The organism is Pseudomonas sp. D(2018) (assembly GCF_005502555.1).
In the GTDB taxonomy this organism is placed as follows: Bacteria; Pseudomonadota; Gammaproteobacteria; order Pseudomonadales; family Pseudomonadaceae; genus Metapseudomonas; species Metapseudomonas resinovorans.
This window is the reverse complement of record NZ_SCOK01000042.1, coordinates 13,727-33,531: the sequence shown is the minus strand read 5'-3', so window position 1 is coordinate 33,531 and position 19,805 is coordinate 13,727. Positions and strand designations below refer to the sequence as shown.

Sequence of the window (19,805 nt, the reverse complement as noted above, 5' to 3'; positions counted from 1 at the left end):
CCCCTACCGGTCGCCCCTTGACTTTCAAGTCAAGCCGTTCGGAGAATGCCGCCAACCGCTATATACCTACATACACAGCGATAGTCGTAACTTCGGAACCGGGAGCCTCTCCATGCGCCATCTCCTTGCTCGTGCCCTAACTCTCCAGGTCACCTGCTGTAGCCTTGCAACGGCTTTCGCCGGGGAAGTCCAAGTCGCCGTCGCCGCCAACTTCACGGCCCCGATAAAGGCCATCGCCAAGGATTTCGAGAAGGACACCGGCCACAAGCTGGTCGCTGCCTATGGCGCCACCGGCCAGTTCTATACCCAGATCAAGAACGGCGCGCCCTTCGAGGTCTTCCTCTCAGCCGATGACACCACCCCGGCCAAGCTGGAGAAGGAAGGTGAAAGCGTGCCTGGCTCGCGCTTCACCTACGCCATCGGCACCCTGGTGCTCTGGTCGGCACGGGACGGCTATGTGGACGACAAGGGCGACGTGCTGAAGTCCGGCCAGTACAAGCACCTGTCCATCGCCAACCCAAAGACCGCACCGTACGGCCAGGCGGCCACCCAGGTGCTGGAGAAGCTGGGGCTGACCGAGACCGTGGCGCCCAAGTTGGTGGAAGGCCAGAACATCACCCAGGCGCTGCAGTTCGTTTCCAGTGGCAATGCCGAGCTGGGCTTCGTCGCCCTGTCCCAGGTGTACAAGGACGGCAAGATCACCAGCGGTTCGGCCTGGATCGTTCCCGCCGAAATGCATGAGCCGATCAGGCAGGACGCGTTGATATTGAAGAAAGGTGAAGCCAACCCGGCCGCCAAGGCGCTGGTGGATTACCTGAAGGGGCCGAAGGCCGGGGAAGTGATCAAGTCTTACGGGTATGCGCTGTAACGACGGCGCGGGGTAAAGCTCCCTCACCCCGGCCCCTCTCCCAGAGGGAGAGGGGAGCCTGTCGGCGGCGACTCAGTCGTCGCCCTCTTCCATGGCGGCCTTGAGCGCCTCATAGGCCGGCGCGGTGTAGATACCGATCTCCACGGCCAGTTGCATGACCTTCTCCAGGTCATTCTTGTAGACCAGCACGCACTGCAGTTCGTCATCCAGCGGTTCGCTGAAGTCCACCAGCACGTAGCCGCCCTTCTCCGGGTACAGGCTGCCCATCTGCACCTGGATGCGGTTAAGGGCCTTGAGGGGCTCCACCTTCACCAGTTGCTTGGGTCTGAGCACGAAATTGACGCTGGGGCCGAAGGAGTCCACGACCTGCTGGAACAGCTGGTCGTAGCTATCCGCCTGGAACAATACGGTGTCCGGCAAGCTGCCCACCACGACCCATTCGCCCAATGGGATAGGGAAGCTTTCGTCATAGTTGATGTCGGGATTGGCCGCGAGGAATGCGTCCGGATCGGCGTAGGCCTGTGAGGCTTCGTCGGCGACGCGCTCGATCTCATCCTCGGCCATGCATCCGGAGCTGATGGCCGTAATCAATTCGATAAGTTGCTGTTTCACGAGATGAGCCCTGTCGCATGAGGAACGAAAGCGCGAAGGATACAGGGAAGCCGCGCGGACATAAAAAAAGCGGAGAGCCCTTGCAGGCCTCCGCCACTTCAGCACACCACGCTGAGTAAATCAGGTCGTACGGATCAGGTGATCGAAGGCACCCAGCGACGCCTTGGCGCCCTCGCCCACGGCGATCACGATCTGCTTGTACGGAACGGTGGTGACGTCACCGGCAGCGAACACGCCGGGGATGTTGGTCTGGCCCTTGGCGTCGACGATGATCTCGCCGCGCGGGGTAAGCTCCACCACACCCTTCAGCCATTCGCTGTTGGGCAGCAGGCCGATCTGCACGAAGATGCCTTCCAGCTCCAGCGTACGCAGTTCATCGGTGTTGCGGTCCTTGTAGACCAGACCGTTGACCTTCTGGCCATCGCCTTTCACTTCAGTGGTCAGCGCGCTCTTGATGACGTTGATGTTGGGCAGGCTGGCCAGCTTTTTCTGCAGCACCGCGTCTGCACGCAGCTTGTCGTCGAACTCGATCAGGGTGACATGGGCGACGATGCCGGCCAGGTCGATGGCGGCCTCGACGCCGGAGTTGCCACCGCCGATCACGGCAACGCGCTTGCCCTTGAACAGCGGGCCATCGCAGTGCGGGCAATAGGCTACGCCGCGGCCACGATATTCCTGCTCGCCGGGTACGTTCATCTCACGCCAGCGGGCGCCGGTGGAAAGGATCACGGTCTTGGCTTTAAGCGATGCACCGCTCTCGAAGCGTACTTCATGCAACTCGCCCTCGGCCTTGGCAGGGACCAGTGCGGAGGCGCGCTGCAGGTTCATGATGTCGACGTCGTATTGCTTGACGTGCTCTTCCAGGGCGCGGGCCAGTTTCGGGCCTTCGGTCTCCTGCACGGAGATGAAGTTCTCGATGGCCATGGTATCCAGCACCTGGCCACCGAAGCGCTCGGCAGCGACGCCAGTGCGAATGCCTTTGCGTGCGGCATAGATAGCTGCGGATGCGCCAGCCGGGCCACCGCCGATGACCAGCACGTCGAAGGCGGCCTTGGCATTGAGCTTCTCGGCATCGCGGGCAGCGGCGCCGGTGTCGATCTTGGCGAGGATTTCTTCCACGCCCATGCGGCCCTGGCCAAACAGCTCGCCGTTCAGGTAGATGCTCGGCACAGACATGATCTGGCGCTGCTCGACTTCGTCCTGGAACAGCGCGCCGTCGATGGCGACGTGGCGAATGTTCGGGTTGAGCACGGCCATCAGGTTCAGCGCCTGCACCACGTCGGGGCAGTTCTGGCAGGACAGCGAGAAATAGGTTTCGAAGCTGAACTCGCCTTCGATCGACTTGATCTGCTCGATCACATCAGCGGCAAGCTTGGATGGGTGACCACCCACTTGCAGCAAGGCCAGCACCAGCGAAGTGAACTCGTGGCCCATGGGGATACCGGCAAAACGCAGGGCGATATCGGCACCGGGGCGATTCAGGGAGAACGACGGGCGACGGGCGTCGCTGCCATCGGTCTTCAGGGTGATCTTGTCGGTCAGGCCGACGATGTCTTGCAGCAGCCCGAGCAATTCGCGGGATTTGTCGCTGTCATCGAGGGACGCGACGATCTCGAACGGCTGGGTGACCTTTTCGAGGTAGGCCTTCAACTGGGTTTTAAGATTGGCGTCCAACATGTGCGATTTCCTTTATTTCGGGCATGAGTCACCCCTCGACGGCCGTCGCCGGCCGCCCGAAACGGGATGAGGGGTGTGATACGAGCGGATTGCCGAAAGGCCCTCCGCTCGCCTTTACAGGGAGTAAAACGGAGTGGGAAGCGTCGAGAGCAAGCGCAACAGCTTCCCGACCGTTTTTAGATCTTGCCTACCAGATCCAGAGACGGGGCCAGAGTGGCTTCGCCTTCCTTCCACTTGGCCGGGCAGACTTCGCCCGGATGGGCAGCCACGTACTGGGCAGCCTTGACCTTGCGCAGCAGTTCCTGGGCGTCACGGCCGATGCCGCCGGCGTTGACTTCGACGATCTGAATCTTGCCTTCCGGATCGATCACGAAGGTGCCACGGTCAGCCAGACCGGCTTCTTCGATCAGAACTTCGAAGTTCTTCGACAGAACCCAGGTCGGGTCGCCAATCAGCGGGTACTGGATCTTGCCGATGGTGTCGGAGGTGTCGTGCCAGGCCTTGTGGGTGAAGTGGGTGTCAGTGGACACACCGTAGATTTCCACGCCCAGTTTCTGGAACTCGGCGTAGTTGTCGGCCAGGTCGCCCAGTTCGGTCGGGCAAACGAAGGTGAAGTCAGCCGGGTAGAAGAAGAATACGGACCACTTGCCCTTCAGGCTGGCTTCGGTCAGTTCGACGAACTTGCCCTGATGGTAGGCGGTGGCTTTGAACGGTTTGACTTCGGTATTGATCAGAGACATCGCAACGTCCTCGTTGGGTTAGGAAATTTACCCGACGAAGAGTATTGGGTTATTCCAAAAAGATCATATTGATTGACCCCATCAGAACGATTGATTACTTCAATGCAACTCCCCGACACCCCGCCACGCGTGGCCTGGAGCGCCGGAGAGCCGCGCATCAGACGAGGCTTTCGTCGAGCAGAAGCACCAGCTTTCCTTCCACCTGGTTGCTGGCCAGCGCCTCGAAGGCAGCCTCGGCGTCTTTGGCCGAATAGGCTTTTTCCAGGCGTGATTGCAGGCGGCCTTCCTCGAACAGCGGCCAGACCTGCTGGCGCAACTCGCTGATGAGGTCAGCCTTGAACTGCTCGTCGCGGCTGCGCAGGGTAGAGCCGATCAACTGCACCCGCTTGCCCAGCAGCAGGGCCATGTCCAGCTCGGCCTTGCGCCCGCCCATCAGGCCAATGTTCACCCAGCGCCCGTCGGTGGCGGCCAGGGCCAAGTTGAGACTGGCGTAGTTGCCGCCTACCGGGTCGAGAATCACGTCGAAGGGGCCGAAATCACGCAGGCTTTCCAGACTCTCGCCGCGCAGCGCGCCGCCTTGGGCACCGAGGGATTCGCAATAGGCCAGGCGCTCCGCCGAGCCCACACTGACCCAGCAGGGATTGCCGAAGGCCTTGCACAGCTGGATGGCTGCCGAGCCGACACCACTGGCCCCGGCGTGCAGCAGCACTTTCTCGCCAGGCTTGATGCCGGCCAGTTGGAACAGGTTGAGCCAGGCCGTGGCGTAAACCTCCGGCAACGCGGCAGCCTCAGCCAGGGACAAGCCTTCCGGCACGGGCAGCACATGGCGGGCATCCACCACCACTTCCTCGGCCATGCCGCCGCCGGCAAGCAGACAGCAGACACGGTCACCCACCCGCCAGGCACCACTGCCGGCCCCCACCTCGGCAATCACTCCGGAGGCTTCCAGGCCAAGAATGTCGCTGGCTCCCGGCGGCGGCGGATAAAGCCCGGCGCGCTGCAACAGGTCGGCCCGGTTCAGGCCGGCAGCCGCCACGCGAATCCGCACTTGCCCCACGTCACAGGCCGGACTGGCCCGCTCCCCCCACTCCACGCGCCCTTCGACGCCTTGCAATGCCTTCACGGTGCCTCCATAGTGAGCTTGGACCTGGCCCGGCGAGTAGCCGGGCCTTCGCATTGCGCCAATGGAACCCGGCGCCCTCAAATACGGCCTAATATGCGTTATCACCTGTCCCGACGTCGAATCAGCATGAAGCGCTCCCTGATCAGTTCTGCACTTGCCTTGGCCCTCAGCGTCAGCATCCTGCCGCTGCATGCCGCCCCCACAGCCCCGAACAGTTGGGATGCCATTCAGCCCGACCGCGAACAGGTGATCGCCAGCCTCAACGTAGTGGAGCTGCTCAAGCGCCACCACTACAACAAGCCGCCGCTCAACGATGAGCGCTCGGTGAAGATCTACGAGGGCTACCTCAAGCTCCTCGACCCGGCGCGAATGTACTTCACCGCTGCCGATATCGCGGAATTCGACAAGTGGCGCACGCGCTTCGACGACCTGCTGAAAAGCGGTGACCTGGAGCCCGGCTTCGTCATCTACAAGCGCCACCTTGACCGCCTCAAGGAACGCTTGGACTTCGCCCTTGCGATGCTCGACAAGGGCGTCGACAAGATCGATTTCACCGTCGACGAAAACCTGGAAACCGACCGCGAGAAAGCCCCCTGGGCCAAGGACCGCGCGGCCCTTGATGACCTCTGGCGCAAGCGCGTGAAAGATGAAGTACTGCGCCTGAAGATCGCCAAGAAGGACCCCAAGGCCATCCAGGAGCTGCTGATCAAACGCTACAAGAATCAGCTTTCCCGCCTCGACCAGACTCGTGGCGAGGACGTATTCCAGGCCTACATCAACGCCTTTGCCCAGACTTACGACCCGCACACCCAGTACCTCTCCCCGGATAACGCGGAAAACTTCGACATCAACATGAGCCTGTCCCTCGAGGGCATCGGCGCCGTGTTGCAGAGCGACAACGAGTACGTGAAGGTGGTGCGCCTCGTACCGGCGGGGCCTGCCGAGAAGAGCAAGCAGGTCGCACCGGCGGACAAGATTGTTGGCGTTGCCCAGGGCAACGGCGAAATGGTCGATGTGATCGGCTGGCGCCTGGACGAGGTGGTCAAGCTGATCCGCGGCCCGAAAGGCTCCGTGGTGCGCCTGGAAGTGATTCCGGCCAGCAACGCCCCGAACGACCAGACCAGCAAGGTAGTCGCCATCACCCGCGAAGCCGTGAAGCTGGAAGAACAGGCCGCGAAGAAATCCGTCATCAACCTCGAGCATGAAGGCAGCAAGTTCAAGCTTGGCGTGATCGAGGTACCGGCCTTCTACCTGGACTTCAAGGCCTTCCGAGCCGGTGATCCCGAGTACAAGAGCACCACCCGTGACGTGAAGAAACTCCTCGGCGAGCTGCAGAAGGAGAAAGTCGACGGCGTGGTCATCGACCTGCGCAACAACGGCGGCGGCTCCCTGCAGGAAGCCACCGAGCTGACCGGCCTGTTCATCGACCAGGGGCCGACCGTACTGGTTCGCAACAGCGACGGCCGCGTCGATGTGCTGGCCGACGAGAATACCGGCACTTACTACACCGGCCCGATGGCCGTGCTGGTCAACCGCCTGTCCGCGTCGGCCTCGGAGATCTTCGCCGGCGCCATGCAGGACTACCACCGCGCGCTGATCATCGGTGGCCAGACCTTCGGCAAGGGCACCGTGCAGACCATCCAGCCGTTGAACCATGGCGAGCTCAAGCTGACCCTGGCCAAGTTCTACCGCGTGTCCGGCCAGAGCACCCAGCACCAGGGCGTGCTGCCGGACATCGAGTACCCCTCGGTGGTAGACACCAAGCAGATCGGTGAAAGCGCCCTGCCCGAAGCCATGCCCTGGGACAGCATCCGCCCGGCCATCAAGCCCGAGCTGGACCCCTTCAAGCCGTTCCTGGCCGAGCTGAAGGCCCGCCACGATTCGCGCACAGCGCAGAATCCGGACTTCGTCTACAGCCGAGAGCGCCTGGCTCTGGCACAGAAGCTGATGAAGGACACCGTGGTCAGCCTCAACGAGACCAAGCGCCGCGCCGAACAGACTGACATCGAGGCCAAACAGTTGGCGATGGAGAACACCCGTCGCAAGGCCAAGGGCGAAGAGCTTCTGAAGGAGCTCAAGCCGGAAGACGAAGACGCCGTGCCGGTAGAAGAGGAAAAGACCAAACCGGAAGATGACGCCTACCTGACTGAAACCGGACAGATCCTGTTGGATTACCTGGGCCTGAACGCATCCGTGGCGAAACATTGAAATGATGTCATAACGCTGTCATATATCTGTCGTGAAATTCGGGGGCCGCAATCGCGGCCCCTTTCTTTTTCACGAGTAACAGCATGACCGTCACCGAGCAGTTGAGCGCGCTGGGCCTGATCCTCGCTCACGGCGACTTGCACAGCCTGTTCCAGCCAATCCTGTCGCTGTCTGAACGGCGCATCATCGGCTACGAAGCCCTGACCCGCGGCCCATCCAACAGCCCGCTGCACTCGCCAATGACCCTGTTCGCAGTGGCGCGCCACGCAGGACGTCTGAGCGACCTGGAAATGACATGTCGCAAGAGCGCCTGCCGCCGCTTCAAGGAGCTCAAGCTCGACGGCCTGCTGTTCCTCAACGTTTCCCCGGAGTCGTTGCTGGACCCAGCACACCAGCCGGGGCGTACCCTGCAAATGCTGCAAGCCTTCGGCATCCCCCCCAGTCAGGTGGTCATCGAACTCACCGAGCAGACGCCGACCGAAGACTTCAACCTGCTCGATACCGCCCTGCACCACTACCGCGCCATGGGCTTCTCCATCGCCCTGGACGACCTGGGCGCGGGCTATTCCAGCCTGCGCCTGTGGTCCGAGCTGCGTCCGGATTACGTGAAGATCGACCGCCACTTCATCGACGGCATCCACCAGGATGCGGTGAAGCGCGAGTTCGTCGAATCCATCCTGAAAATGGCCAAGGCTTCCCGCGCCCAGGTCATAGCCGAAGGCATCGAACTGGCGGAAGAGCTGGCGGTGCTCGCGGAAATGGGTATCGACCTGGTCCAGGGCTATCTTCTCGGACGCCCCCAGGAACATCCCTCTCGTGATGCGCGCGTCCTGCTGCCACCGCTGGAATCGACCGGCAACATGAACGAGGAGAGCAGCGACCTTTCCGCCCTGCTCAACGAGCAACCGGCTGTGCACGAGGAGACCCCCATCCACGAGGTGCTCGAAGCCTTTCGTGCCCAGGCCAATCTCAACTCGCTCGCGGTGCTCGACGCCCATCAGCGACCGGTCGGAATCGTCCATCGCCACCTGCTTTCGGAAGCCTTGCTCCGCCCCTTCGCCACCGACCTGTTCACCCGCAAATCCGTGAACCGGCTGATGAGCACGGATTTCCTCGCAGTGGAAATGGGGCAATCCCTGCAACAGGTCAGTCGCCTGATCACCAGCCGTGCCAGACAGCGCATTGAAGAAGACTTCATCCTCATCCTCGACGGCCGCTATCGGGGGCTGGGACGAGTTATCGATGTGCTCAAACTGATCACTGAGCTGAAGATCCAGCAGGCCCGACATGCCAACCCGCTCACCTTGCTGCCGGGTAACGTACCCATCCAGCAGTGCCTGACGCGGTTGCTGCAGCAACGCCGCCAAGCGGTGATCTGCTACGTGGACATCGACAGTTTCAAACCCTTCAACGACCTCTACGGTTACGCCAAGGGTGACGAAGTGCTGCTTTGCCTGGCCCAGTGCCTGAGCGAACGGGTGGACCCGGCGCGGGATTTCGTCGGCCATATAGGCGGCGATGACTTCTTGCTGGTACTGGGGTCGGACGACTGGCGCGTCCGACTCAGTTACTTGCTGGAAGACTTCCAGGGCCAGTGCCGACGTTTCTACCGCAACGACCACTTGCAGGCGGGGTGCTTCGTCGCCCACAACCGCCAAGGCCAGCGCGAAGAATTTCCCCTGCTGTCGCTATCCATCGGTGTGGTGACCCTCAAACCCGAGGATTGCAACCAACTGGACGCCTCGCAGCTGGCGGGGCTCGCGTCGGAAGCCAAACGCCACGCCAAGGCCATGCCCGGCTACAGCCTGCACATCATCGAAGCGGTTTGAAGGGTCCAGGGATGCTGCCGGTGTGGCTCAGCTCGGCGGCAAGTCAGAGGCCAAGTTCACCCGCGCGCCGGGCGGCACGCTGGGCAGCGTCGGAATCCGGCTCGAGACCCGGTCCGCCATCGCGATAGAGATCGGCCAGTTTGCGCGCGGCCAGAGGATGGCCGGCATCGGCGGCCAGGCCCCACCAGCGCGCGGCGTCGGCGGCATCCGGTGCCTGGCGGGCGTCACCAGCCAGGCTCAGCACGCCCAGTTGGTAGGCGGACTTGCCATCACCAGCCTGAGCCGCCTGGCGCAGTAGGCGAATACCCTCCTCCCGCGCACCGAAACCATGCCCACGGTGCAGCAGCAAGTGACCGTAGAAGCTCTGCGCAGGCACATCGCCCAAGGCAGCCATTCGTGCGTACTGGCCCTGCATCCACTGCCAGGCACGGGGTTGGGCGGCCAGTTTCGGAAAGCGTATCAGCCAGCGCGCCGCCTGATAGCCAATCCGCGCTCTCAGCTTCCAGAACATCACTGTTCCTCGGGGTAGCTGAACTCGAACACCCGAGCCACTTCGGAGGCATGCCAGGAGGCCGCTGCGATGCCATCCGGAGGACCGGCGAAGCGCCCCAGGCGCTCGACGCACTCGAAGAAGCCGGTGCGCGGCAAGCGGCTGGCACCCTGGCTGATGACCAGGGAACTACGCAGCGGACGCTCGGCGCGGGCATCGAGGGCAGCCAGATGCTCAAGGGCCGCAGTGAGGGTCTGCATGGCCGGGGACGGCAATTGCAGACGTTCGATCAACGCCCGGTAGGTCAGCAGATGCCGCTGACGGCGTGCGTCTTCCAGTTCATTCAACAGGGCTTGCCAGTGCTGGCGGCTGATTCGCAGACTCAAGATCCGGACTCCCAGCCGGAAACCCCGAGGGCACGCGCCAGACCGCGCTTGATGGCTTCATCAGGCTCACGCTCGCCGCTCTCGATCAGCCCGAGGTAGTGGGGGCTGATGCCCACCGCACGGGCCAGTTGCTCCAGGCTCTGTCCCTGGGCTTCGCGCAGCGACTTCATTTGGCCGATCGCCGTCCTGGCAGGCTCGGCGGCCGTTTCAGTGGTGGCCTGGCCGGCGGCGCGCAGTAGCGCCTGGTACTCGGCCCAGGGCAGTACTGCGTACTCCGCCTGGCCGTCACGCATGATCACTTGCACACTCATTGAAGCTCCCCGTGGAACGCAGTGCCGACTGCTTCAGCACCTCCATGCAGGCGGCCATATTATCAGGCCAAGGGCCCGCAGAGGGTGAACTATACTGCGTCCACCAGGCGGGGGAAGGTACGTGACGCGGCATTTTCATGTGGTTTTCTGGATACTCGCCAGCCTCTGGCCCGGCCTGCTGCGGGCCGAAGAGCTGCGCTGGGGCTTCGGCCCGGCTGATGGCATGCCTTACGTTCAGGTGAGCGAACATGTCCTGCTCGGCGGCTTCATCCGTCGCCTCGGCGAACGAATTGCCGAGGATCTGTCTGTTTCGGTGAGCTTCGTCGAAACACCGAACAAACGCATCGAGGAATCCCTGAAGAACGGGCGCATCCATCTGATCTGCAACTCCAACCCCGAGTGGATGGTCGACGCTCCGGCCTATCACTGGTCGCCACCGTTGTTCGAAGAAGAAGACGTCCTTCTCCAGCACCGCGACAGCCCAGCGATCAACGGTCTGACCGATCTCAAGGGCAAGGTGCTGGGCACCAGCTTGGGTTACGCCTACAGCATGCCGTTGATGGAAGCCTTCGCGAACCACGACGTGGAACGCAAGGACGTGCGCGACCTGGACACTCGCCTGAACCTGCTGAGCCACAAGCGGCTGGATGCCGTCATCGACATGCGCCGTGCCCTCGCCTATGAATTGGCCGCGCGCCCTGACGTACCGCTGGTGTTCAGCCCCTGGGTAGTGGAGCGCTATCGTTTGCATTGCGCCTATGGCAACCAGCTGCCAGTAGCAGCCGAACACTTGGATGCTGCGCTGCGGAGCCTGCGGGACAGCGGCGAACTCGAATCACTGCTGCAAGGCGAACAGCAGCGCGCCGGGCTTCAGGACCGCTGAGAGTCCGGGGCCGGCAATCGCTCCAGGACCGCCTGCACTTCCGGTGACTGCTTCTCGCGCCATGCCCGGAAGGCGTCCAACTCGCCACCCCAGGTCTTCAGGACCCAGGCCAGCACCGCCAGGTCGTCGACGAAGCCCATGCCAACCAGCCAGTCCGGAAGCGCATCGAGAGGCGTGACAAAGTAGAGCAATGCCCCCACCACCGCGAGGAATGCCTTGGGGTTGATCTGCCGGTACTCACCACGCAGCCAGGCATTGGCCAGGGACAGTAACAGTCGCAAGTCATCTTTCACCGCGCCAAGACGACCGCTCTGGCTCGAGCTCTTGCGGGATGCAGCCAACAGCAGTGACGGCAATCGCCCACCGGCCAGGAAACGTTGTGCCAGGGTCAGGTAACGCTGGAAATTCCAAGGTGCTTTCATCGGTACTCCTCGGCAGAAGCTTGGCCTAGAGGGCTTGGCGCGGTTATCCACGAAATCTGTGGATAACCTTGTGAACAGTTTTCCACAGAGAGGGGAAAACGCCCATATCATGCGGCTCCGCGACAGATCGGGCAAATTTTACCCAGTGCCAAAAGACCAGCAAAATCAAGCATTTGACCTGGCGGTCCGCAATGCGACCGCAGGTCGCACTCGGTACGGGCATGGTTACCCGGTCATGTGCATAACCGTAACACTTTCCCACCACCCCACTCCCGTTGTGACCGAAAGGTCGGCTCTCGGTTCGAGCGGGACCGGCGACGGAAGCGAAAACGCCCCGTCGAGACGGGGCGTTTCTAGGGAACCAACTGCCGCTTACTGCTGCTCGGCGGCAGCCGGATCCTTGATACTGATTAGTTCCAGGTCGAACACCAGCACCGAGTTGGCCGGAATGGCCGGGCTCGGGCTCTGCTCGCCGTAGGCCAGCTCGCTGGGGATAAAGAGTTTGACCTTTTCGCCCACATGCATCAGTTGCAGGCCTTCGACCCAACCCGGGATCACGCCGTTGACCGGCAGGTCGATGGGGCTGCCACGCTGGACGGAGCTGTCGAATACGGTGCCATCGGTCAGCTTGCCTTCGTAGTGAACGGTCACTACGTCGGTGGCTTTGGGCTGCGCACCTTCGGCCTTCTTCACGATCTCGTACTGCAGGCCAGAAGCGGTGGTCACCACGCCTTCGCGCTTGCCGTTGTCTTCGAGGAATTTCTTGCCGGCTTTGGCGTTCTCGGCATTCAGCGCAGTCATGCGCTCTTCGGCACGCTTCTGCAGGAAGGCAAAGGCTTCAACCAGCTCTTCGTCCTTCAGGCGCTGCTCCTTCTTGCCGATGGCGTCTTCGATACCTTGCGCAACGGCCTTGGGATCAAGGTCATCCATGCCTTCCTGAGCCAGGCTCTTGCCCATGTTCAGGCCGATACCGTAGGAGGCTTTCTGGGCCGGAGTCTTGAGTTCAACGCTGGTCTGCGAATCGCAGCCCGCGAGAACCAGGCCCACCAGGGCCACAGCGGCCGCCAACCGATGTTGTTTCATGCTGAATCCTTGTCTGTCGCCGTGATGGCAATACGATGGAGCGGCGAGCTTAGCAGGCCGCCGCGAGGAGTGGCTATGGGCAATGAGAACAGGGGTTTGGCAATAAGTTCAGCGTCTTGCGCCGCGTCACGTAAGCAATGATGACAGTGCTGTAGGACCTTTCGACCAGACAAAGAAAAAGCCCCCAGGCATTGCTACCTGAGGGCTTTTATATGGCGCAGCGGACGGGACTCGAACCCGCGACCCCCGGCGTGACAGGCCGGTATTCTAACCGACTGAACTACCGCTGCGCGTAACCACAAAAATGGTGGGTGATGACGGGATCGAACCGCCGACCCTCTGCTTGTAAGGCAGATGCTCTCCCGGCTGAGCTAATCACCCGGATACGTCCCACGAGGGTCCGCACACTAAATGAAAAGCCCCCAGGTGTCACCTGAGGGCTTTGAATATGGCGCAGCGGACGGGACTCGAACCCGCGACCCCCGGCGTGACAGGCCGGTATTCTAACCGACTGAACTACCGCTGCGCGTAACTGCGAGATGGTGGGTGATGACGGGATCGAACCGCCGACCCTCTGCTTGTAAGGCAGATGCTCTCCCGGCTGAGCTAATCACCCTTCACTCTCGAAGTGGGGCGCATTCTAGAGAGGTATCGGGACCCTGGCAAGTCCCTTTTGAAAAAAAATTCTCAGGCCTTCCAAAGGCTTAGCTCAGGGTTGAGCCCAACGCCTCCCGATGAGAATAATGCGCCCTTTGTGTCCAGAGGTTTTCCCCTATGTGGTTTCGCAACCTGCTTGTCTATCGCCTCACCCAGGATCTGAATATTGATGCCGAGGCGCTGGAAGCCGCGCTGGCTACCAAGCCGGCCCGGCCATGTGCCAGCCAGGAGCTGACCACCTACGGATTCGTGGCGCCCTTCGGCAAAGGCGCGGATGCGCCGCTGGTTCATGTCAGCGAAGGCTTCCTCTTGGTGGCCGCGCGCAAGGAAGAGCGCATTCTCCCCGGCAGCGTGGTGCGCGATGCGCTGAAAGAAAAGGTCGACCAGATCGAGACCGAGCAGATGCGCAAGGTCTACAAGAAGGAGCGCGATCAACTGAAAGACGAGATCGTCCAGACGTTCCTGCCGCGTGCCTTCATCCGCAAGTCGGCCACTTTTGCCGCCATAGCCCCGGCCCAGGGCCTGATCCTGGTCGACGCCTCCAGCCCGAAGCGCGCCGAAGACCTGCTATCCACCCTGCGTGAAGCCATCGGCTCGCTGCCCGTGCGTCCGGCTTCGGTGAAGATCGCCCCCACCGCCACGCTCACCACTTGGGTCAAGACCCAGGAAGCCGCCAGCGATTTCTACGTACTGGACGAGTGCGAACTGCGCGACACCGACGAAGAAGGCGGTGTGGTGCGCTGCAAGCGCCAGGACCTGACCAGCGACGAGATCCAGCTGCACCTGACCTCCGGCAAGCTGGTCACCCAACTGTCCCTGGCCTGGCAGGACAAGCTGTCCTTCATCCTCGACGACAAACTGGTGATCAAGCGCCTGCGCTTCGAGGACCTGCTGCAGGAGAAGGCCGAACAGGACGGCGGCGACGACGCACTCAGCCAGCTCGACGCAAGCTTCACCCTGATGATGCTGACCCTGGTGGAGTTCATCCCCCAGCTCTTCGAGGCCCTGGGCGGCGAAGAGATTCCGCAGGGCGTCTGACCCTCCCGAGCGCCGGCCCCGAGCCGGCGCTTCCACGATAAGGCCAAGGAATGACCATGCGCGTCCTCGCTGCCCTCAGCCGCTTTGTCGGCAACACATTTGCCCTGTGGATTCTGCTGTTTGCCGTGCTGGCCTTCTACCTGCCGGCCTGGTTCCTGCCGTTGACCTCGTGGATCGTCCCCCTGCTCGGGCTGATCATGTTTGGCATGGGCCTGACCCTGAAGACCGAAGACTTCCGCGAAGTGGCGCGGCGTCCGATGCGGGTGATGATCGGTGTGGTCGCCCAGTTCATCATCATGCCGGGCCTGGCCTGGCTACTCTGCAAACTGCTGCAGTTACCGCCGGAGATTGCCGTCGGAGTCATCCTAGTGGGTTGCTGCCCGGGCGGTACCGCCTCCAACGTGATGACCTGGTTCTCCCGCGGGGACGTTGCGCTGTCGGTGGCGATCACTGCGGTGACCACCCTCCTCGCCCCCCTGGTGACGCCCGCCCTGATCTGGCTGCTGGCCTCGGCCTGGTTGCCGGTGCAGTTCAGCGCCCTGTTCATGTCCATCCTGCAGGTTGTACTGCTGCCCATCGCCCTCGGCCTGGTAGCCCAGCGCCTGCTGGGCGAGCGTGTGCGTGCTGCAGTCGAAGTGCTGCCACTGGTATCGGTGGTCAGCATTGTCGCCATCGTTGCTGCGGTAGTGGCCGCCAGCCAGGCGAAGATCGCCGAATCCGGCCTGCTGATCATGGCAGTGGTGGTCCTGCACAACGGCCTCGGCCTGACCCTGGGTTACCTGGCCGGGCGTGTATTCGGACTGCCGCTGGCCCAGCGCAAGACGCTTTCCATCGAAGTCGGCATGCAGAACTCCGGCCTTGGCGCTGCGCTGGCCAGTGCACACTTCTCGCCCCTGGCGGCGGTCCCCAGCGCACTGTTCAGTGTCTGGCACAACCTCTCAGGCTCCCTGCTCGCCGCGATCTATCGGCGCATGGACGACGGCTCCCGGGCCGATCAGCAGTAATTCCCGAGCCACTCCGCCGACCGGACTTGTCCGGTCGGCCAGGATGTGCAAAATATTGCGCAGCGTAAGGACGACCTTACCACTCTGCGAGTGCTCACCGGGGACGGCCCCAGCTCAATCTGTCGTCTCTCTGGAGGTCACATGTCCTGGATCATTCTCTTCTTCGCCGGCCTGTTCGAGGTGGGTTGGGCCGTCGGCCTGAAGTACACCGACGGTTTCAGCAAGCCTCTTCCCACAGCCCTCACTGTTGCCGCGATGCTCGTCAGCCTGGGCCTTCTCGGCCTGGCCATGAAAGAACTGCCCCTGGGCACGGCCTATGCCATCTGGACCGGCGTCGGCGCAGTTGGCACCGTGATCGCCGGTGTCATCCTGTTCGGCGAGTCCATGGCGCTGGTGCGTCTGCTCAGCGTCGCGCTGATCGTTTGTGGCTTGATCGGCCTCAAGCTCAGCCACTGACACCCGAAATGAAAAAGCCGCGCAATGCGCGGCTTTTTCTATTCACCGGGCATCACCTCGGAGCTCGGCCACCTGCAGCTGCAGGGTCTGGCGGTCGACCCGCTCCGGTGACAACGGGGCACCCGCCACCAAGCAAATGCGTGACCAGAAACGCCGGAACAAACCCTTGGCCGGGTCGCGGCTGAAGAAGCTGCCCCAAAGCCCCTGCAACGCCATGGGAATCACCGGCACCGGGTTCTCTTCCAGAATGCGCTCTATGCCGCTCTTGAACTCATTCAGCTCACCGTCGGAGGTCAGTTTGCCTTCGGGGAAGATGCACACCACCTCGCCGTTGCGCAGGTACTCGGCGATGCGCTTGAAGGCTGCGTCGTAGACCAGCAGGTCTTCATGCCGCGCAGCGATGGGCACGGTGCCAGCGGTGCGGAAAACGAAATTCAGCACCGGCAGCTGGTAGATCTTGTAATACATGACAAAGCGCACCGGCCGCCGCACCGCCCCGCCGATCAGCAGGGCATCGACGAAGGACACGTGATTGCACACCAGCACCGCCGGACCTTCCTCCGGGATCGCCTCCAGGCCCTTGTGCTCCACGCGGTACATGGAATGGCCGAGCAGCCAGACCAGGAAGCGCATGGTGAACTCCGGCACGATCTTGAAGATGTAGCTATTCACCGCGATGTTCATCAGCGACACCACCAGGAACAGCTCCGGGATCGACAGCCCGGCGACGCTGAGGAAAAGGATCGAGGCGATGGCCGAGACCACCATGAACAGCGCATTGAGGATGTTGTTCGCGGCAATCACCCGTGCCCGCTCGTTCTCCGCCGTACGCGACTGGATCAACGCATATAGCGGCACGATGTAGAAACCTCCGAACAGGCCGATGCCGAGGATGTCGGCGAGGATCAGCCAGGCCTGGCCGTGGCCCAGCAGCGCCAGCCAGTCATGGGGGACTGCGCCCTGCGGGAACTCGCCGGAATGCCACCAGAGCAGCAAGCCGAACAGGGTCAGGCCGATGGAGCCGAAGGGCACCAGACCGATTTCCACCTTTCCGCCCGAAAGCCGCTCACAGAGCATCGAGCCCAGCGCAATGCCCACCGAGAATACGGTGAGGATCAGGGTCACGACGCTCTCGTCACCGTGCAGCAACTCCTTGGAATAGGCCGGAATCTGCGTCAGGTAAACGGCACCAAGGAACCAGAACCAGGAGTTGCCCACCAGCGAGCGCGATACCGACGGCCGCTGACCAAGACCCAGGCGCATGATCTGCCAGGACTGGCGGAAGATGTTCCAGTCAAGCGCAAGTCCCGGCAGGGCTGCCGCCGCCCGGGGAATTCCGCGGCTGGCCAGGTATCCCAGGCTCGCGGTAAGGACGATGGCGCAGGCGACGATCGGCTCGTAGCGCTCGGCGGACATCATGAGGCCAGCGCTGATGGTACCGGCGAGGATGGCCAGGAAAGTGCCCATTTCCACCAGGGCGTTGCCCCCCACCAGCTCATCCTCTCGCAGCACCTGCGGCAGGATCGAATACTTCACCGGGCCGAACAGCGCCGAATGGGTGCCCATCGCGAACAGCGCCAGGAACAGCAGCGGCAAGCTGTCGAAGAAAAACCCCAGGGCGCCCACCGCCATGATGGCCACCTCGGCCAGCTTGATGGCGCGAATCAGTGCATCCTTGGCGAACTTCTCGCCGAACTGGCCACCGAGGGCAGAGAAGAGGAAGAACGGCAGGATGAACAGCAGCGTGCAGAGGTTTGTGAAAACGCTCTTGTCGCCGGAAATGGCGAGTTTGTAGAGGATCGCGAGGATCAGCGACTGCTTGAAGATGTTGTCATTGAAGGCGCCGAGCAGCTGGGTCACGAAGAACGGCAGGAACCGCCGTGTGCCCAGCAGGGCGAATTGCGAGTGTTGGCTCATCTTCCTTGGTACCTGGTGGTTGGCAGTGGAATAGCCTCGTGCGCTCAAGGCACACGTCGCTGATTGGACAGCAAGACACTGGCCGAAAGCCACATTCACCAGAAAGATGTTTGCACCATTTCCGCGAAAGCCAGCGCACGAAGCCGGTAGGTCCGTTCCCGCATCCTACGTGCGATTCAGATCGGCAGTTGCCCCAGCGCCCAGCGCAGCAGGAAGAACAGCACCAGGCCACCGAGGATGGTCGCCAGCAGGTGGCGACTCAGGGCGGCGATCAATATCGCCCCCAGGCCCGCCAGCAGGTAGGCGTTGTCCAGGGCAAGGTGGAAGTGCTGGCCGTCGGGCATCAGCATGCCCGGCACCACGATGGCGGTGAGCACGGCGGTCGGCACGTAGTGCAGGCCCTGGCGCACCAGAGGCGGGAAGCTCAGGTTTGGCCAGGCGAACAGGCTGTAGCGGATGGCGAAAGTGATCGCCGCCATGCCAAGGATCAAGCTCCAGGTTTGCATGAGATGCCCTCCCCCATCAGATCGAGTCGATAGCGACGCTCCAGCACCACACCCACGGCAATGCCACTGAGGGCGGCGGCCATCAGGCCCAGCTTGTAGGGCAGGCCCTGGCAGGCCAGCGCCACCGCGCCCGCTACCAGCGCGGCAGCGACTTGCGGCTTGTTGCGCAGCATGGGCACGACGATGCCGATGAAGGTGGCGAGCATTGCGAAGTCCAGCCCCCATGCCGCGAGGTTGGGCACCGCCTGGCCGAAGAGCACGCCTACCAAAGTGCAGAGCTGCCAGTTCAGGTACATGGCCAGGGCCGCCCCCAGGAAGTACCAGTGCTTGTGCGGCGACGCGTCCTGCTCGGCATAGCGGTGTTGAACCACGGCAAAGGCTTCGTCCGTCAGCCAGAAGGCCAGCGGCATCCGCCAGCGGGCCGGCAGGTGGCGCACGAAGGGCTGCAGGGTGGCGCTGTAGAGGGCGTGGCGCAGGTTGACCACGAAGGTCGTCAACAGCACCACCGCCGCCCCGGCGCCGCCGCTGAGCAGGGTAATCGCGATGAATTGGGACGAACCGGCGAACACTAGCAGCGACATGCCCAGCGTCTGCCAGGCGGACAGGCCGGCGCCAGCGGCGAGGGTGCCGAAGATGATGCCGAACGGAATGGCGCCAACGATCATCGGGACGATGTCTCGGGCGCCGTGGATGAACTCAGTGGTACGGGACATGGGGCCTCCTTGTCCCGGGAGATTAGCGCCAGGCCATCAATGGGTCTTGAACGATCTTGCGCAGGCGTTGCGATATTCGCCGGGGCCTACGCCATAAGCCTGCTTGAACTGGCGGGTCAGGTGACTCTGGTCGGAGAAGCCCAGTTGCGCCGCAACGCCAGCCGGCGCGCAGCCCGCCTTGAGCAAGGCACGGGCATGGTCCAGGCGCTGCTGTTTGAGCCAGGCATGCGGCGGCATGCCGGTGGCGCGGCGGAAGGTTCGAGCGAAATGGAAGGGCGAGAGCCGGACCTCGGCGGCCAGCTCCTCCAGGGAGGGCGGCTCGGCCAGGCGCTCGCGCAGCAGGTTCTTGGCCCGCAGCACGGCCTGGGGTTCGCGTCCGGGTGTACCGGGCTCTGGCAACCTGGCATGACGACGGAACAGCGCCAGCAGAGCCTCGCGCCAGGAGGTCTGTTGCTGCAGGGCACTGGCATCGCTTTCAAGCAGTTGATGCAGATGAGTGAACATCCGCACCAGGTCAGGGTCCTGGTGCACGCTGCCGATAAAGGCCGGCATTCCCGCCAGCGGCAGCTCGAGCTCGTCCAGCGCGCTGCGGACCAGGGCAACATCAGGGTAGAACACCCGATAGCGCCAACCCTCGTCATGCCCCTTGGAGCCGGTATGCACCTCATCCGGATTGATCAACGCCAGGCTCCCAGCGCCGGCCAGGTGGTCGGCGCCACGGTAGCGGTAGCGCTCGGCACCCGCCTCGACCACGGCGATTACATAGCCGTCATGCACATGGGGAGCGAAGCGATGGTCGATGTATCGCGCGGACAGCAGCTCCAAGCCCTCCAGATGGCCCGCCTGCCAGAAATGCGCGTCTTCCCGCTGTTCGCCCATGGC

General features: G+C 62.7%; 20 protein-coding genes and 4 tRNA genes. 7 read left to right on the top strand and 17 right to left on the bottom strand.

Features of this window, described 5'->3' with window-relative positions; all coding sequences use genetic code 11:
• Positions 1–112: 112 nt before the first annotated feature.
• A complete protein-coding gene (gene modA / locus FFS60_RS21870; RefSeq protein ID WP_028628218.1) occupies positions 113–868 on the top strand; it encodes a molybdate ABC transporter substrate-binding protein in 756 nt (251 codons plus the stop codon).
• Between the two features lie 72 nt (positions 869–940).
• On the opposite strand, the gene FFS60_RS21865 is transcribed toward modA, so the two are convergent.
• From FFS60_RS21865 to FFS60_RS21850, 4 genes are all read right to left on the bottom strand, one after another.
• Positions 941–1,480 (bottom strand): hypothetical protein, encoded by a 540-nt coding sequence (locus FFS60_RS21865; protein WP_028628219.1) that lies wholly within the window; start codon positions 1,478–1,480, stop codon positions 941–943.
• A 120-nt stretch (positions 1,481–1,600) separates the two neighbouring features.
• Entirely contained in the window at positions 1,601–3,157 is a 1,557-nt protein-coding gene (gene ahpF / locus FFS60_RS21860) for an alkyl hydroperoxide reductase subunit F (RefSeq protein WP_137823133.1), read from the bottom strand.
• Between the two features lie 176 nt (positions 3,158–3,333).
• A complete protein-coding gene (gene ahpC, locus FFS60_RS21855; RefSeq protein ID WP_028628221.1) occupies positions 3,334–3,897 on the bottom strand; it encodes an alkyl hydroperoxide reductase subunit C in 564 nt (187 codons plus the stop codon).
• Between the two features lie 157 nt (positions 3,898–4,054).
• The gene (locus tag FFS60_RS21850) at positions 4,055–5,020 is read right to left on the bottom strand and encodes an NAD(P)H-quinone oxidoreductase (RefSeq protein WP_137823132.1); all 966 of its coding nucleotides are present in this window, start codon (positions 5,018–5,020) and stop codon (positions 4,055–4,057) included.
• 126 nt (positions 5,021–5,146) lie between these two features.
• Between FFS60_RS21850 and FFS60_RS21845 the strand changes: the two genes are divergently transcribed.
• Both FFS60_RS21845 and FFS60_RS21840 read left to right on the top strand, forming a co-directional pair.
• Positions 5,147–7,228, top strand: coding sequence for a carboxy terminal-processing peptidase (locus tag FFS60_RS21845; RefSeq protein ID WP_028628223.1), 2,082 nt, complete (start codon positions 5,147–5,149; stop codon positions 7,226–7,228).
• Between the two features lie 83 nt (positions 7,229–7,311).
• On the top strand, positions 7,312–9,057 hold the full coding sequence (locus FFS60_RS21840) for a bifunctional diguanylate cyclase/phosphodiesterase (protein WP_137823131.1): 1,746 nt from the start codon (positions 7,312–7,314) through the stop codon (positions 9,055–9,057).
• Between the two features lie 43 nt (positions 9,058–9,100).
• Here the strand turns inward: FFS60_RS21840 and FFS60_RS21835 are convergent, their stop codons facing one another.
• Genes FFS60_RS21835 through FFS60_RS21825 form a run of 3 tightly spaced genes read right to left on the bottom strand, consistent with a single transcriptional unit; the run spans position 9,101 to position 10,244 of the window.
• Complete coding sequence (locus FFS60_RS21835) at positions 9,101–9,568, bottom strand: sel1 repeat family protein (protein ID WP_137823130.1); 468 nt, start codon at positions 9,566–9,568, stop codon at positions 9,101–9,103.
• Positions 9,568–9,933: a hypothetical protein gene (locus FFS60_RS21830; RefSeq protein WP_028628226.1), complete on the bottom strand. Its 366-nt coding sequence runs from the start codon at positions 9,931–9,933 to the stop codon at positions 9,568–9,570. The genes FFS60_RS21835 and FFS60_RS21830 overlap by 1 nt, the downstream gene beginning before the upstream one ends.
• Positions 9,930–10,244, bottom strand: coding sequence for a helix-turn-helix domain-containing protein (locus tag FFS60_RS21825; RefSeq protein ID WP_137823129.1), 315 nt, complete (start codon positions 10,242–10,244; stop codon positions 9,930–9,932). The genes FFS60_RS21830 and FFS60_RS21825 overlap by 4 nt, the downstream gene beginning before the upstream one ends.
• Before the next feature lie 151 nt (positions 10,245–10,395).
• Between FFS60_RS21825 and FFS60_RS21820 the strand changes: the two genes are divergently transcribed.
• Positions 10,396–11,127, top strand: coding sequence for a substrate-binding periplasmic protein (locus FFS60_RS21820; protein ID WP_371926471.1), 732 nt, complete (start codon positions 10,396–10,398; stop codon positions 11,125–11,127).
• Here FFS60_RS21820 and FFS60_RS21815 read toward each other — a convergent pair.
• From FFS60_RS21815 to FFS60_RS21790, 6 genes are all read right to left on the bottom strand, one after another.
• Positions 11,115–11,549 (bottom strand): YkvA family protein, encoded by a 435-nt coding sequence (locus tag FFS60_RS21815; protein WP_028628229.1) that lies wholly within the window; start codon positions 11,547–11,549, stop codon positions 11,115–11,117. The genes FFS60_RS21820 and FFS60_RS21815 overlap by 13 nt on opposite strands.
• A 372-nt stretch (positions 11,550–11,921) precedes the next feature.
• The gene (locus FFS60_RS21810) at positions 11,922–12,632 is read right to left on the bottom strand and encodes an FKBP-type peptidyl-prolyl cis-trans isomerase (RefSeq protein WP_028628230.1); all 711 of its coding nucleotides are present in this window, start codon (positions 12,630–12,632) and stop codon (positions 11,922–11,924) included.
• Between the two features lie 213 nt (positions 12,633–12,845).
• Positions 12,846–12,922, bottom strand: a tRNA-Asp gene (locus FFS60_RS21805).
• A gap of 15 nt (positions 12,923–12,937) precedes the next feature.
• Positions 12,938–13,013 (bottom strand) — tRNA-Val (locus tag FFS60_RS21800).
• 68 nt (positions 13,014–13,081) lie between these two features.
• Positions 13,082–13,158: transfer RNA gene (locus tag FFS60_RS21795), tRNA-Asp, on the bottom strand.
• Between the two features lie 14 nt (positions 13,159–13,172).
• A tRNA-Val gene (locus FFS60_RS21790) sits at positions 13,173–13,248 on the bottom strand.
• 158 nt (positions 13,249–13,406) lie between these two features.
• Here FFS60_RS21790 and rdgC point away from each other — a divergent pair.
• From rdgC to sugE, 3 genes are all read left to right on the top strand, one after another.
• Positions 13,407–14,327, top strand: a complete 921-nt coding sequence (gene rdgC, locus FFS60_RS21785; RefSeq protein WP_028628231.1) for a recombination-associated protein RdgC — start codon at positions 13,407–13,409, stop codon at positions 14,325–14,327.
• Positions 14,328–14,383: 56 nt separating this feature from the next.
• Positions 14,384–15,331: a bile acid:sodium symporter family protein gene (locus FFS60_RS21780; RefSeq protein ID WP_137823128.1), complete on the top strand. Its 948-nt coding sequence runs from the start codon at positions 14,384–14,386 to the stop codon at positions 15,329–15,331.
• Positions 15,332–15,472: 141 nt separating this feature from the next.
• A complete protein-coding gene (sugE, locus tag FFS60_RS21775; protein WP_028628233.1) occupies positions 15,473–15,787 on the top strand; it encodes a quaternary ammonium compound efflux SMR transporter SugE in 315 nt (104 codons plus the stop codon).
• Between the two features lie 42 nt (positions 15,788–15,829).
• On the opposite strand, the gene FFS60_RS21770 is transcribed toward sugE, so the two are convergent.
• From FFS60_RS21770 to FFS60_RS21755, 4 genes are all read right to left on the bottom strand, one after another.
• On the bottom strand, positions 15,830–17,704 hold the full coding sequence (locus FFS60_RS21770; RefSeq protein ID WP_137823127.1) for an MFS transporter: 1,875 nt from the start codon (positions 17,702–17,704) through the stop codon (positions 15,830–15,832).
• A 176-nt stretch (positions 17,705–17,880) separates the two neighbouring features.
• On the bottom strand, positions 17,881–18,210 hold the full coding sequence (locus FFS60_RS21765) for an AzlD domain-containing protein (protein ID WP_028628235.1): 330 nt from the start codon (positions 18,208–18,210) through the stop codon (positions 17,881–17,883).
• Positions 18,192–18,923, bottom strand: coding sequence for an AzlC family ABC transporter permease (locus tag FFS60_RS21760; protein ID WP_028628236.1), 732 nt, complete (start codon positions 18,921–18,923; stop codon positions 18,192–18,194). The genes FFS60_RS21765 and FFS60_RS21760 overlap by 19 nt, the downstream gene beginning before the upstream one ends.
• Before the next feature lie 36 nt (positions 18,924–18,959).
• Positions 18,960–19,802 (bottom strand): AraC family transcriptional regulator, encoded by an 843-nt coding sequence (locus tag FFS60_RS21755; protein WP_137823126.1) that lies wholly within the window; start codon positions 19,800–19,802, stop codon positions 18,960–18,962.
• Positions 19,803–19,805 lie beyond the last annotated feature (3 nt).